Below are 13,010 nucleotides of genomic sequence, written 5' to 3'. Positions count from 1 at the left end.
ACTATCCAAGGAGAACCATGGGAATCTGCGACGGACGCGTCGTCATCGTCACCGGAGCCGGCCGCGGGATCGGCCGGGAGCACGCCCTGGCCTTCGCCGCCGAGGGAGCCAGGGTCGTGGTCAACGACCTCGGCGCCGGGCTCGACGGGTCGGACGTGGGGGAGTCCCCGGCCGAGCAGGTGGTGGAGGAGATCCGGGCCGCCGGCGGCGAGGCGGTGGTCAACGGTAACGACATCTCCTCGTGGGAGGGGGCACGCGAACTCGTCCACCAGGCGATCGACCACTTCGGCGGGCTCGACGTGCTGGTCAACAACGCCGGCTTCCTCCGGGACAAGATGCTCGTCGGCATGGGGGAGCAGGACTGGGACAACGTGATCAACGTCCACCTCAAGGGCCACTTCGCGCCGCTCCGGCACGCCGCCGAGTACTGGCGCGCGGAGTCGAAGGCCGGCCGGCCCCGCCAGGCCCGGGTGATCAACACCTCGTCGGGAGCCGGACTGTTCGGTTCGGTGGGACAGGGCAACTACGCGACCGCGAAGGCGGGGATCGCGTTGCTGACCATCCAGACCGCCGCCGAGATGAAGGGGTACGGCGTGACCGCCAACGCCATCGCTCCCGCCGCGCGTACCCGGATGACCACCTCCGCCGGGGAGGGTATGGCCTCTCAGATGGCCGCGCCCGAGGACGGTTCCTTCGACGCGATGGACCCGGCCAACGTCTCGCCGCTCGTCGTGTGGCTGGGGTCGGTGGAGTCCGCCGAGGTCACCGGCCGCGTGTTCGAGGTCGAGGGCGGAAAGGTCACCGTGTGCGACGGGTGGCAGCGCGCCGCGTCCGAGGACAAGGGTGCCAAGTGGGATCCGGCAGAGCTGGGATCCGTGGTGCCGCGACTGCTCTCCGAGTCGCCCGCGCCGGTGCCCGTGTACGGCGCCCGCTGAGCTCGCCGGCCCGAAGCGCGCCCGGCCTGAACTCCGCCCGGCCCGAACCGCGTCCGGCCTGAACTGCCAGAAGGAGCCCCGCACCAGCACGGTGCGGGGCTCCTTCTCTGGTCCCGGGCTCAGCGCCCGGCATCAGGTGACTCAGTTCTCGGGATCCGGGCAATCTTGCGCGTGAACCGATCCCGCGTTCGCGAGCTGGTCGACCTGCTCCTGGGGCAGGTCACAGATCGTGGGCAGCGGCGGCAGACCGGGCATCGGCGGCAGGGCGGGGAGCGCCACGCCACCGTTGATCGCGGCGCCCGCGAGGACGAGCGTGCCGCCCAGCGACAGGACGGGCAGCAGGGCGATTCCCGAACCGCTCTCACCGCCCAGGCTGGCCGCGGCCTCCAGAGAGCTGAGCGCACCCATCTCCGAACCGAGGTTCGTCGATCCGACGCCCTGGAGAGAACCGTTCTCCAGCGAACCGGTCAGGGCGGTGAGCGAGCCGTTGACCGCGGTGAGCTCACCGAAGGAACCGGTCAGCACGTCGGCGCTGCCACCGGTGGATCCGGTGATCAGGTCGGAACTCTGGCCCGTGGAGCCACTGTTGCCCGAGAGGGATCCGGAGATCTCCTCGATGGAACCGGAGAGCGCGGGCAGGATCCCGCCCTCGGCGATCGACCCGATGATCGGGTCGGCGGAGTTGCTCTCCACCGAGCCGGCGAGCTGGTTGGCGGAGCCGTTGGTCAACGACCCGGCGATACCGTCGCCGACGAGCTCGGCAGAGCCGCCGATGCCCTCGGTCGAACCGTCCGGGAAGTTGGCGGACAGCGGCGGGAGTTCCGCGGAACCACCGAGGAAGTTGAGCTCGGTCGACAGCGGGGTCATCCCCAGCGAACCCATGCCCTCGGAGCCGGTGAGCGGCGCGAGATCAGATGAAGTGAACTCCGCGGAACCACCGAGGAGGTCGAGCTCCGTCGAGAGCGGGGTCATGCCGAGGGATCCGACCTCGGTCGAACCGAACTCGGCGGAGCCTCCGAGGAGGTCCGTGGACAGCGGGGTCATGCCATCCGATCCCACGTCGCCCGAACCCACCAGCAACTCGGTGGACAGCGGGGCCATGCCGGCGGAGCCGACGAGCGGGGCCAGGTCGGACGAGGTGAAGCCCGCGGAGCCGCCGAGCAGGTCGGTGGAGAGCGGGGCCATGCCGGCGGAGCCGACGAGCGGGGCCAGGTCGGACGAGGTGAAGCCCGCGGAGCCGCCGAGCAGGTCGGTGGACAGGGGTGCCATGCCGGCGGAGCCGACCTCGGTGGAGCCGAATTCGGCAGAGCCGAACTCGGCCGACCCGCCGAGCAGGTCGGTGGACAGGGGTGCCATGCCGGCGGAACCGACCTCGGTGGAGCCGAACTCGGCGGAGCCGCCGAGCAGGTCCAGCTGGGTGGACAGCGGAGCGAGGTCCGAGGAGGTGAAGTCGGCGGAGCCGCCGAGCAGGTCGGTGGACAGCGGGGCCATACCGAGGGAACCGACGTCGGTGGAGCCGAACTCGGCCGATCCGAATTCTGCCGAGCCGCCGAGCAGGTCGGTGGACAGCGGCGGGAGCTCGGACGAGGCGGGGAGTTCGGCCGAGCCGCCGAGGAGATCGGAGGACAGGGGCATCATGCCGAGAGAACCGATATCAGTCGATCCGAACTCAGCGGATCCACCGAGCAGATCTGTGGACAGCGGGGCCATGTCCGTGGAACCGATCTCCGACGACCCGCCGAGCAGATCCGAGCTTCCCGGCAGATCGGAGGATCCACCGAGCAGATCCGAACTGCCCGGGAGGGCCGACGACCCGCCGAGGGGATCGGAACTGCCCGGCAGGGCCGTGGACCCGGCGAGGGGCTCGGAGCTGAGAGCGGGGAGATCGGCGGAACCACTGAGCGGATCCAAGCCGGCGGAACCCCCGTCGAGATCGCCGATCGAGCCGGTCAGCGGGCCGAGCGCGTCGATGATGCTGCCGAGGTCCTGCGCGTTCGCCGTGCCTTGGACTCCGGCGGTGGCGAGCAGAAATGTCGCCGCGACCGCGGCGGCCCTGTTGGGCTTGTTCATGGGGGAGGTCCTTTCGGTGGTGTGACCCCTGCGGACGACTGGGACCGCGTGGCCCCAGGTCCGGTCGTCTAACTCCGATAAGAATCCTCTAAGGCTGAGTGGGTGTCAACGGTTTGCTCAGGAAGTGGTGCGCAAGTGACTAATGAGGTGATATGGGATTGATAAACACTCGTCAAAACCTGTGCACTGAGTAAACGAACACCTAGAACGGTGCGATCGTCGACACACGGCGGCCGGTGCGGCCGGGTCGACTCCCGGGTGGACGACAGCGGCCGGGGCCTCTCGGGTGGAGAGGCCCCGGCCGGGACGGAAGTGGCGGGGTCAGCCGAGAGGTTCGCAGATCACCACCGGGATGACTCTGCTCGTGTTGGCCTGGTACGAGGCGAAGTCAGAGTAGCGCTCGACGAGGCGGGGCCAGAGTTCGGCGCGCTCCTCCGCGGTCGCCTCCCTCGCCGTCATCGCTCGGGTCCTCCGCCCGACCTGGATGGTGACCTCGGGGTTCACCAGGACGTTCCGGTACCACTGCGGGTGCTTGGGCAGTCCACCCTGTGAGGCGACGAGAAGGACCCGGTCACCGTCCGGGAGGTGGAGCAGTGGCACGGTGCGCGGTTCGCCGGACTTGCGACCCGTCGTGGTCACCAGGCAGACCGGAACCGGAGCCTTCAGTGCCGATCCCACCCGCCAGTTGCCACCGATACGGCCGCCGGAGACGCGGTACGTCCAGGTGTTGACGCGGGACATCACCTTGATGATGCCGAGGACCCACGGCTTGGAGCGCCGGGGATCGTCCACGCCGGTCTCCACCCCGGGGTGGCTCTCGCTCACTTCGACCCCGACAGCGGCGCACGGACGATCACGTGCTTGCCCGGGAAGAACGCCGCCAGCTCGCGTCGGCTCTCCTTCAGCGCGGCCAGGCCGAAGCCCTTCTTGCGCTCCTCGGGGTGGATCCAGATGGCCACGTCGACATCGCCGTCGTCGATCTGCTCACCGAACACCAGGCCCACCGGCTGGTCGCGAGAGGTATCCACGGCGACGAACCACATGGCCGACTCGGCCTCGACGCGCCGCAGTCCCTCGCGCAGTTCGGCCTCGGTCTTCTGCTCGTCCCACGCGCCTCCGGTCGCCGAGGTCTCGTCCGAGGACCGGGAGTGGAAGAGGGACCTGTGGTGCTCCGAGTCGCGGAACGGGTGCAGGGTGAAGCCGCCCGGTCCGGCCGGGGTGGATGCGCCGCCCGGCTGTCCCATCAGGTTCTCGAGCGGTGCCCGGAGCACTGCTTCGGCCTCCTCGGAGGTGATGGAGAGGAGGTCGGCCAGTGCCGCTGCGGCATCCTGCCTGGACTCCGCTGCCGCGAGGGTCGTGAAGACCTCGCTCCTGCGGGCCGCGGCTGTCTCGATGGCGTCGGTGCTCATGTCAGATCCTCTCGATGATGCTCGCCGAGGCCTGGGCGCCGCCCGCGCACATCGTGATGAGGGCGCGGTCGCCGTCCGTGCGCTCGAGCTCGTGCAGGGCGGTCGTGATGAGCCTAGCCCCGGTGCTGCCGACGGGATGTCCGATCGCGATGGCGCCGCCGTTGACGTTGACCTTGTCCATGTCCGGCCCGTGGACCTGTGCCCAGCTGAGCAGCACGGAGGCGAAGGCCTCGTTGCACTCGAAGAGGTCGAAATCGGAGATGGACATCCCCGACCGGTCGAGCACGCGCTGGGTGGCCTGGACGGGGCCGTCGAGGTGGTACTCGGGCTCGCCGCCGACCAGTGCCTGGTGGACGATCCGCGCGCGGGGTCGGAGTCCGTGTGCCTTGGCGACGTCCTCGTCCATGAGCAGGACCGCCGCGGAACCGTCGGACATCTGGCTGGATGTGCCCGCGGTGTGCAGACCGCCCTCGAGTACCGGCTTGAGGCCGGCGAGCGCCTCTGCGGTGGTCTCGCGCAGGCCCTGGTCCCGGGTGACGGACACCGTCTCCCCGGTGTACGTGCCGTCCTTGAGGCGTTCGGGGGCGTCGACCGCGAAGGTCTCACGGTCGAACCGCCCCTCGTCCCACGCCCGCTTGGCGTTGGCCTGGGAACGCACGCCCAGTTCCTCGAGGTCGGCGCGGCTCAGTCCGCGGCGGGTGGCGATTCGATCCGCAGCCGTGAACTGGTCGGGCAGATCGAGCTCCCAGTCGTCCGGCCGCGGCATGCCGTTCTCTCCGTTGCCGACGGCCGCGCGCAGGGCGATCCAGCTCATCGACTCCACTCCGCAGGCGATCCCGACGTCCATGGCTCCGGCGTGGATGAGGTTGGCGATGAAGTGGGTGGCCTGCTGAGCGGATGAGCACTGGCAGTCGATGGTCGTGCACGCGGTCTGCCACGGCAGTCCGGAGGCGAGCCATGCGCCGCGGGTGACGTTGTTGCCCTGCGCGCCTGCCTGGGTGACGCAGCCGCCCACGACCTGCTCGACCAGCGACGCGTCGATCCCGGCGCGCCGGATGACCTCTTTCTGGGAGGCGCCCAGCAGATGTGCGGGGTGCAGGCCCGACAATGCGCCGCGAGCCTTGCCGATCGGTGTGCGAACGGCCTCGACGATGACGGGATTGCCCATGGTGGTCCTTCCGGGTGACCGGGCACGACGGATCGGGCGCCCGGGGGGAACGTGTTCTAGTATGGTGGGTGGAACGTGTTCTAGATTACCGCTCGGGTCCCGGGTTCGCAGTATCCCGGGGTCGTCGGTCGACGAGCACGAGACGCATCCGACGCGGTCAAGGAGTACCAGTGCAGGCAGTCACCATCCCCGAAGGTTTCGACTTCACGGACCCGGAGCTCTACGAGAAGCGGCTCCCGCATCCGGAGTGGGCTCATCTCCGGCGCACCGAACCGATCCGGTGGTGCTCCAACGAGCCCGGGGCCGACGGCTTCGACGACCACGGGTACTGGGTGGTCACCAAGCACGAGGACGTCAAGGAGATCTCGCGTCGTACCAACGAGGTGTTCTCCACGTTCGAGAACACCGCGATCCCGCGCTTCGCGCCGGGCACCGAGCGCGAGATCGTCGAACTGACCCGCCTGCTGTTCATCAACCAGGACGGCGAAGAGCACAAGAAGTACCGGCGCACCATCTCCAAGGGCTTCACCCCGCGCAACATCGAGAAGCTCCGCGACCACCTCGCCGAGAAGGCGCGGGTCATCGTCGAGACGGCGGCGGCCAAGGGCAGCGGCGACTTCATCACCGAGGTGGCCTCCGAGTTGCCTCTGCAGGCGATCGCCGAGCTCATCGGCATCCCCCTCGAGGACCGGCATCAGATCTTCGAATGGTCCAACCAGATGACCAGCTACGACGTGCCCGGCAAGGTCGAGGAGTCGCAGATGGCCAACGCCATGGTCCTGTCCTACGCGCAGGAACTCGCGGCCAAGCGTGAGATCGATCCCCGTGACGACCTGGTCACCAAGCTCATCCAGGCCGACATCGACGGCGAGAGGCTCACCGCCGACGAGTTCGGCTGGTTCGTGGTGTTGTTGGCCGTGGCCGGCAACGAGACCACCCGGAACGCCACCACACACGGGATGGTCGCCTTCCTCGACAACCCCGACCAGTGGGAGCTGTTCAAGGCCGAGCGCCCCGCGACCGCCTACGACGAGATCCTCCGCTGGGCCTCGCCGATCACCTCGTTCCAGCGCACCGCCACCGAGGACGTCGAGATCGGTGGCGTGACCATGAAGAAGGGCGACCGCGCCGCCATCATGTACGGCTCGGCGAACTTCGACGAGGACGTCTTCTCCGACCCCTTCTCGTTCAACATCCTGCGCGACCCCAACCCGCACCTGAGCTTCGGCGGGAACGGCCCGCACTACTGCATCGGGGCGAACCTGGCGAGGCTGCAGATCGAACTGATCTTCAACGCCATCGCCGATCACCTCCCCAACCTGGAGGCCCTCGGGGAGCCGTCCCGCATCCGTTCGGGGTGGCTCAACGGCATCACCGAGTGGTCGGTCGACTACAAGTGCCCGGTCATGCGCTGACCCGAGCCCCACACGCGTCCCGGCCCACGGCCCCGACCCCGCCTTCCCGCCAGGCCTGGTCGGGGCCGTCGGTTCTCTCCGGGCGGGCCTCGTCGTCGTCCCCGGAAAGGCTCCACCGATTCGGCTGAACCCCGTCGGGCGGAGGCGGGAAGAGGCAGTGTGAACGGCATGCTCGACCACCGCTACGTCGACCGCGACGGCGTTCGTCTCCACTACGTCGTCGCCGAACCGGACACCGCATCCGCGGACGGCCAGCCTGCATCCGCGGACGGCTACCCGGGCACCGTGGTCCTCGTCCACGGGTTCCCACACTTCTGGTACACCTGGCACCGCATGATCCCCGTCCTCGCCGCCGCCGGGTGGCGGGTCATCGCACCCGACCTGCGAGGCATGGGGGGTTCGGACGCGCCGGCCGAGGTAGAGGCCTACTCGCCGCGCGAGGTGGTCGACGACCTCCTGGCGGTGTGCGACGCCGAAGGCGCGGAGCGCGTGGTGGTGGTGGGCTTCGATTTCGGCGCGGGCGTCGCGTACGACACGTGCCACCTGGAACCGGGGCGGGTGCGCGCGGTGATCGGGATGGAGAACCCGTTCATGGGTACCGCCGGGTCGGTGCCGCCGCTGGAGGGCTCGGCGATGTTGGCCGAGAAGCACTTCCTGCACCTGAACTACTTCACGCAGCCGGGAGTGGCGGAGGCCGATCTCGCCGGTCGCGAGCGCGAGTTCCTCACCCGGGTCTTCCACGCGCTGTCCGCGGAGTACCACTATCTCGACGTCTGGCAGCACCCCCCGGGGTCGACCTATCTCGAGGCGCTGCCCGAGGCTCCGCCGCTTCCGTGGCGGTGGTTCTCGGTGGAGGAGATGGACGTCTACGAGGCCGAGTACGCCCGCACGGGGTTCGCGGGTCCGCTGCAGTGGTACCGGGCGATGGACGTGTCGTGGTTCGCCCGCAAGGAGTTCGAGCGGCAGACCAATCCCGTGCCGTTCTACTTCCTCTACTCCGAGCACGACCCGGACCTCGAGGGCTTTCACGGCCGGGATCCGCTCTCCAAGCTGGGGCGTCATCACGACGATGTCCGGATGGTCCGCGCGATCGCGTCACCGGCGGGGCACCTCATGCACCTGGAGGCCACGGAGGACACCCACCGGGAGGTCCTCGCCTGCCTGGCGGACATCTCGCAGCACGTCCCCGCCTGATCCCCGAGTCGGCGGGGAGCAGTTCAGTGCCCGGAGGAACCGAGACCGTACTTCTCGCCGAAGGCGGCGATGGACTCGAGCTTCTGTTCGGTGGAGCAGTCGAACCCGTGGCCGTCGACCATCCAGGGCATCACGATGATGTCGGTGACCCCGGCCTCGGCCAGCTCCGTGAAGCCCCGGGTGCCGAAGCGGTCGAGGCAGACGACCTGGATGGCGAAGGGCCTGCCGTCGCCGCGGTCGGCCAGCGAGCGACCGTCGGCCTCGAGGAGTTCGCCCAGCCGCCGGACGGTGGTGACGATCTCGTCGTAGCCCATCATGGCGCTGGTCCACCCCTGGCCCACGCGTGCGGCCCGTTTGAGCGCGATCTCGGTGTGGCCGCCCACGTAGAACGGCACCTGCTCGCTCGGTGCGGGGGTGAAGATCAGCTCGTCGAAGTCGAAGTGCTGGCCGTGGAACTCCATCCACTCACCCCGCAGGGCCTGGCGCATGATCGCCAGCGACTCGTCGGTGCGCTTTCCGCGGCCCTTGAACGGCGCGCCGCACCACTCGAACTCGTTGGGGTCCCAGCCGATGCCCACGCCCAGGTCCAACCGGTTTCCGGTGAGCAGCGCCACCGACGCCACCTGCCTGGTGAGCAGCAGTGGATTGCGCGGGCCGACCTTGAGTACCTGCGGGCAGAAGCGGATGGTCGAGGTGGCCCCGCCCATGGCTGCGGACGCGATGAGCGGTTCGACCCATTGGGTGTTCTCATCCCACATGCGCGAGCCGTCGGGGGTGTACGGGTAGTCCTCGTCCTGGCGCCGCGGGTGGAACAACGAGTCGGGCAGGACGATCCGGTCGAAGCCGGCGGCCTCGGCACCGCGGGCGATGTCGATGATCTGATCGACCGGGGAGAAGGAGATGGGGACGGAGAACTCGGCGTCCACTACGCGGCTCATGTCAGGCGTCCTTCTTGACGGCACCGGCGATGGCAGCGCGGTCGTCGTCGGTCAGCGGTCGCAGACCCGAGGCCATGGCCACGTCCTGTTCCCAGAATGCGCGTAGGTTCACGAGCCGACCCTGGGAGTCGACGCGGTAGTCCACGGCGATGTCGATCTCCATGATGCTGGAGCCCATGTGGGTGCGCATGGTGCCGACGCAGAGGAGTTCGTCGCCCGCGGCGATCCCGCGGTCGAACCGGAACTCGATGTGGTCCGGGGTGGCCACGGCCTTCTCCCAGAACTCCAGGAGCCGCTGGGTGCCGGTGTGACCGATGCCTTCGGCGTCGAACATCGACGGCCCCACGGGATCCTCGATTGTGCCCTCGGGGTTCCACCCGGCGATCCAGGCGTCGCGGTCGCCGGTGTTGGTCGCGGCCCAGGAACGGCGCGCGGCGGCGTAGGCGGGACTCGCGAGCGCTGCGTCACTCATCTCGAGCGGCCGGTACATGCCGTCCTCGCCCAGGTAGGGGTTGCTCATTCCTTGCGCTCCGTTCCGACCACCCACATGGAGAAGTACTGGGACCCGCCGCCGTAGGCGTGGCCGAGGGCCTTGCGCGCCCCCGGGACCTGGTGCTCGTCGGCGCGGCCCATGACCTGCCGGGCGGCCTCGGCGAAGCGCAGCATGCCGGACGCGCCGATCGGGTTGGAGCACAGCACACCGCCGGACGGGTTGACGGGCAGGGACCCGTCGCGCGCGGTGGCACCGGACTCGGTCATGCGCCAGCCCTCGCCCTCCCCGCAGAACCCGAGGTTCTCCAGCCACATGGGCTCGAACCAGGAGAAGGGGACGTAGATCTCGGCCGCGTCGATCTCCTCGGCCGGATTGGTGATCCCGGCCTCGGCCCACAGCGCGGCGGCGGCGTCGCGGCCGGCCTGCGGGTTGCGGTAGTTGCGGAACGCGTAGGTACCGGGCTCGGTGCGCAGCGCGGTGGCGTGCACCCAGGCGACGTTCCGGCCGGTGGCCTCGACCGCTTCGGCCGCCTCGGCGTCACCGAGGACGATCGCGCAGGCGCCGTCGGAGGACGGGCAGGTCTCGTCGAACCGGATGGGGTCCCACAGCATCTGCCCCTGCAACACCTTGTCCACGGTGAGGTCGGGCTGCTTGAGGTGGGCGTGGGGGTTGATGGACCCGTTGAGCCGGTCCTTGACCGCCACCATCGCGCCGACGTGCTCAGGGGCCCCGGTGGTGCGGATGTAGGAGCGCACGTGCGGGGCGAAGTAACCGCCGGCACCCGCCCCGACGGGGGCCGTGAACGGCACGGGCAGACTGAGGGCCCACATGGCGTTGGACTCGGACTGCTTCTCCCACGCCACGGCCAGCACGCGACGGTAGCGGCCGGACTGGATGTGAGAGGCGGCCACCACGGCGGTGGAACCGCCGACCGAGCCGGCGGTGTGGACGCGCAGGAGCGGCTTGCCGACCGCGCCGAGCGCGTCGGCCATCATGAGCTCGGGCATCATCACGCCCTCGAACAGGTCGGGGGCCTTGCCCACGATCACCGCGTCGATGTCGTCCCACCCCACGCCGGCGTCGTCCATGGCGGCGTCGATCGCCTCGCGGCAGAGGCCGGCCATGGAGACGTCGGTACGCCTGGCGACGTGGTGGGTCTGGCCGGTGCCGAGAACGGCCGCGGGGAGACCGGTGCTGTGGGCGCTCATGCGGGGCGTCCTTCCAGGAGGCAGATGAGGTTCTGCTGGAGCAGATGTCCGCTGGTGGCGTGCGCGAGGGCGCGTTCGGTACGGCCCTCCATGACGTCGTTGGCGGCGTAGCCGATGCGCTCGAGCCCGGCGGAGAACAGCGGGTCCGCGAGCAACGATCCGCCGGACGGGGTCACGGCCACGTGGTCGCCGATCCCCAGCGCGGCACGTAGGAGCAGCTCCTGGTGCGTGTACTGGGTGTGCAGCTCGGCGACGGTCACTCCACCGAGATCGGGGCGCTCGCCCGAGGACCGGGTGGCGCGCGCGGCGGCGGCGCGGGCCGAGGGGGAGTCGGTGAGGTCGCGGGCCCCGAACTCGGCGGAGTCGGCGATGTGCTCGATCCCGGTGACGTAGGCCGGGGTGTCGACCAGCTCCCGGGCCCGGTCGCCGGAGGCGAGGATGATCGCGCCGGCGCCGTCGGTGACCGGCGGGCAGTCGTGTCGGCGCAGCGGGTCCGCCACATACGGCTCGGCGAGGAGCTCCCGCTCGTCCCGGCCGGTGGCGCGGGCGGCCACAGACGCCATCTCTTCCTCGGACCATTTGCCGGCGTCGATTCCCGCGCGGGCCTGCAACGCGGCCATGTGGTGGCGGCCGGGCCACAGCGGGGCCACGGTGTACGGGTCGAGCTGCAGCGCCAGCGCCGAGTCGAGGTCGGTGCTCGCCGAGGCCTTGCCGAACCCGTAGACCAGCGCGGTGTCGGCCTGGCCGGTGGCGATCTTGAGGTAGGCCTCGAAGAACGCCCAGGCGGCGTCCATCTCCACGTGCGACTCGCAGATGGGGGGAAACGCGCCGATGGTGTCGACGGCGGAGATGAACGAGAAGGCCCGGCCGGCGAGGTAGTCGGAGGAACCGGAGCACCAGAACTCGATGTCGGTGCGGTCCAGTCCGGTCTGCCGGTAACACTCGGCGAAGACGGGCGCGAGCATCTCGACGCCGTTGGTGGTGCCGAAGGTGGACTCTGTGTGTCGGGCGTGGGCGAAACCGACGACGGCCACGTCCCGGGGTGCGGTGGGGGTCACGGGTGTCCTCTACAGGTGATCGGCGTAGGTGTCGGGGTCGGCGTCGGGATCGCCGGTCGGCTCGAAGTGCGTGATGGCCTTCATCGAGGCCGGGCGGTCGGCCTCGGGTGTCCAGACCGCGCGCACCCTCATGCCCATGCGCACCTCCGAGGCCTCGCAGCCGAGAACCAGGTGCTGGATGGGGACGTCGGACCCGTCCAGGAGGATGTACGCGGTGACGTAGGGCGGCTTGATCTCCTGGCCGGCGAACGGCACGTTGACGATCCCGAACGTGGTCACCGTGCCGACGCCGGCGACCTCCACGTACTCGCCCATGGCCACACCGTCCGAGGGGCAGTAGTCGCGCGGCGGGACGTAGACCTCGGGTCCGTTGGATCGGCGCCGCCCGAGCACGCGGCCCTGCACGATCGCCCGGAGGAACTCGCTCTCGGCGGGCCCCGCCGTGTGGGTCACCGAGAGTCCGATCGGGGTGACGACCATGGTGACGGGCTCGTCCCCCGAGGTCTGCGCAACCTCGTCGTCGTCGCCCGGGTCGTCTCCACCCGCCACGTCCACGGGGACCACGCACGCGATGTCGTGGATGGTCCCGGTCCGCTCGGCGGACCACCGCAGCCGCACGCGCATCCCCGAGCTCACGTCCTCGGGGCCGTCGGCGGCGAGGGGGAGCAGGATGGCGGTGTCGGCGCCGTCGAACCGGACCAGGGCCCAGGCGAACGGCGAGTCGAGCGGATTGACGTCGGTGGGTTGCCGAACCCAGGTCCAGACGACGACGACGCCGTCGATCCCGGTCCCCGAGCCGACCTCGACGAAGTCCGTCAGGGCCTCGTGCGTGTGGGGGTCGAACTCCACCGGTGGCAGGTGCACGGCGCCGCGGGAGTCGCGGACCCCCACGAGTCGGCGGTCGCGCAGGCCGGTGAAGAACGCGCCCAGGACCGGTCCGGTCGACCGCGTGTAGTCGAAGGACGGGGCGAGCGGGGCCTCGAGCACGGCCTCGTCGGGCGGGGTGATGTCGACAACGATCTCTCTGGATGTCACGCCACAAGTAGAACACGTTCCACTGTGCCGTGTGTGACTTTTCGTGAGCCGGACACCGTCGCGGGGCGGTCTGGGTCACACTGGTGC

Annotated in this window: 12 protein-coding genes; 3 read left to right on the top strand and 9 right to left on the bottom strand. The window is 69.8% G+C overall.

Annotation, left to right across the window (positions count from 1 at the left end; all coding sequences use genetic code 11):
• Positions 1-17: 17 nt before the first annotated feature.
• Positions 18-935, top strand: coding sequence for an SDR family oxidoreductase (locus tag ABIE38_RS17170; protein ID WP_354058345.1), 918 nt, complete (start codon positions 18-20; stop codon positions 933-935).
• Between the two features lie 141 nt (positions 936-1,076).
• Here ABIE38_RS17170 and ABIE38_RS17165 read toward each other — a convergent pair whose 3' ends face one another.
• The 4 genes from ABIE38_RS17165 to ABIE38_RS17150 all read right to left on the bottom strand — a co-directional run bounded on the left by ABIE38_RS17165 (position 1,077) and on the right by ABIE38_RS17150 (position 5,582).
• The gene (locus ABIE38_RS17165; protein WP_354058344.1) at positions 1,077-3,005 is read right to left on the bottom strand and encodes a hypothetical protein; all 1,929 of its coding nucleotides are present in this window, start codon (positions 3,003-3,005) and stop codon (positions 1,077-1,079) included.
• A gap of 321 nt (positions 3,006-3,326) precedes the next feature.
• Positions 3,327-3,746, bottom strand: a complete 420-nt coding sequence (locus ABIE38_RS17160; RefSeq protein WP_182635238.1) for a nitroreductase family deazaflavin-dependent oxidoreductase — start codon at positions 3,744-3,746, stop codon at positions 3,327-3,329.
• A gap of 80 nt (positions 3,747-3,826) precedes the next feature.
• On the bottom strand, positions 3,827-4,414 hold the full coding sequence (locus ABIE38_RS17155; protein WP_354058343.1) for a GNAT family N-acetyltransferase: 588 nt from the start codon (positions 4,412-4,414) through the stop codon (positions 3,827-3,829).
• A gap of 1 nt (position 4,415) precedes the next feature.
• Positions 4,416-5,582 carry a steroid 3-ketoacyl-CoA thiolase gene (locus tag ABIE38_RS17150; protein ID WP_354058341.1) on the bottom strand — a complete coding sequence of 389 codons (1,167 nt, stop codon included), beginning with the start codon at positions 5,580-5,582 and terminating at the stop codon, positions 4,416-4,418.
• Between the two features lie 170 nt (positions 5,583-5,752).
• Between ABIE38_RS17150 and ABIE38_RS17145 the strand changes: the two genes are divergently transcribed.
• Positions 5,753-6,997, top strand: a complete 1,245-nt coding sequence (locus ABIE38_RS17145) for a cytochrome P450 (RefSeq protein WP_354058340.1) — start codon at positions 5,753-5,755, stop codon at positions 6,995-6,997.
• Positions 6,998-7,165: 168 nt separating this feature from the next.
• Positions 7,166-8,191, top strand: a complete 1,026-nt coding sequence (locus tag ABIE38_RS17140) for an alpha/beta hydrolase (protein ID WP_354058412.1) — start codon at positions 7,166-7,168, stop codon at positions 8,189-8,191.
• Between the two features lie 23 nt (positions 8,192-8,214).
• Here ABIE38_RS17140 and ABIE38_RS17135 read toward each other — a convergent pair whose 3' ends face one another.
• The 5 genes from ABIE38_RS17135 to ABIE38_RS17115 are packed head-to-tail and all read right to left on the bottom strand — an operon-like array spanning position 8,215 to position 12,923.
• A complete protein-coding gene (locus ABIE38_RS17135) occupies positions 8,215-9,129 on the bottom strand; it encodes a TIGR03619 family F420-dependent LLM class oxidoreductase (RefSeq protein ID WP_354058338.1) in 915 nt (304 codons plus the stop codon).
• Between the two features lies 1 nt (position 9,130).
• Positions 9,131-9,649 (bottom strand): nuclear transport factor 2 family protein, encoded by a 519-nt coding sequence (locus tag ABIE38_RS17130; protein ID WP_354058336.1) that lies wholly within the window; start codon positions 9,647-9,649, stop codon positions 9,131-9,133.
• Positions 9,646-10,830, bottom strand: coding sequence for a thiolase family protein (locus tag ABIE38_RS17125; protein WP_354058334.1), 1,185 nt, complete (start codon positions 10,828-10,830; stop codon positions 9,646-9,648). Before ABIE38_RS17125 ends, ABIE38_RS17130 begins: the two co-directional genes overlap by 4 nt.
• Positions 10,827-11,888 carry a thiolase family protein gene (locus ABIE38_RS17120; protein ID WP_354058332.1) on the bottom strand — a complete coding sequence of 354 codons (1,062 nt, stop codon included), beginning with the start codon at positions 11,886-11,888 and terminating at the stop codon, positions 10,827-10,829. The genes ABIE38_RS17125 and ABIE38_RS17120 overlap by 4 nt, the downstream gene beginning before the upstream one ends.
• A 9-nt stretch (positions 11,889-11,897) precedes the next feature.
• Complete coding sequence (locus tag ABIE38_RS17115) at positions 11,898-12,923, bottom strand: Zn-ribbon domain-containing OB-fold protein (RefSeq protein WP_354058330.1); 1,026 nt, start codon at positions 12,921-12,923, stop codon at positions 11,898-11,900.
• Positions 12,924-13,010: the final 87 nt, after the last annotated feature.

This window comes from Dietzia sp. 2505, from assembly GCF_040546785.1.
Lineage (GTDB): Bacteria > Actinomycetota > Actinomycetes > Mycobacteriales > Mycobacteriaceae > Dietzia.
The sequence above is the reverse complement of the archived record's forward strand: the minus strand, read 5'-3'. Positions and strand labels throughout refer to the sequence as shown.

Excerpts from the sequence above, each read along its gene's own strand:
- ABIE38_RS17170 (WP_354058345.1), top strand. The coding sequence starts at position 18 with ATGGGAATCTGCGACGGACGCGTCGTCATCGTCACCGGAGCCGGCCGC.
- ABIE38_RS17165 (WP_354058344.1), bottom strand. The coding sequence starts at position 3,005 with ATGAACAAGCCCAACAGGGCCGCCGCGGTCGCGGCGACATTTCTGCTC.
- ABIE38_RS17160 (WP_182635238.1), bottom strand. The coding sequence starts at position 3,746 with ATGTCCCGCGTCAACACCTGGACGTACCGCGTCTCCGGCGGCCGTATC.
- ABIE38_RS17155 (WP_354058343.1), bottom strand. The coding sequence starts at position 4,414 with ATGAGCACCGACGCCATCGAGACAGCCGCGGCCCGCAGGAGCGAGGTC.
- ABIE38_RS17150 (WP_354058341.1), bottom strand. The coding sequence starts at position 5,582 with ATGGGCAATCCCGTCATCGTCGAGGCCGTTCGCACACCGATCGGCAAG.
- ABIE38_RS17140 (WP_354058412.1), top strand. The coding sequence starts at position 7,166 with ATGCTCGACCACCGCTACGTCGACCGCGACGGCGTTCGTCTCCACTAC.
- ABIE38_RS17135 (WP_354058338.1), bottom strand. The coding sequence starts at position 9,129 with ATGAGCCGCGTAGTGGACGCCGAGTTCTCCGTCCCCATCTCCTTCTCC.
- ABIE38_RS17130 (WP_354058336.1), bottom strand. The coding sequence starts at position 9,649 with ATGAGCAACCCCTACCTGGGCGAGGACGGCATGTACCGGCCGCTCGAG.
- ABIE38_RS17125 (WP_354058334.1), bottom strand. The coding sequence starts at position 10,830 with ATGAGCGCCCACAGCACCGGTCTCCCCGCGGCCGTTCTCGGCACCGGC.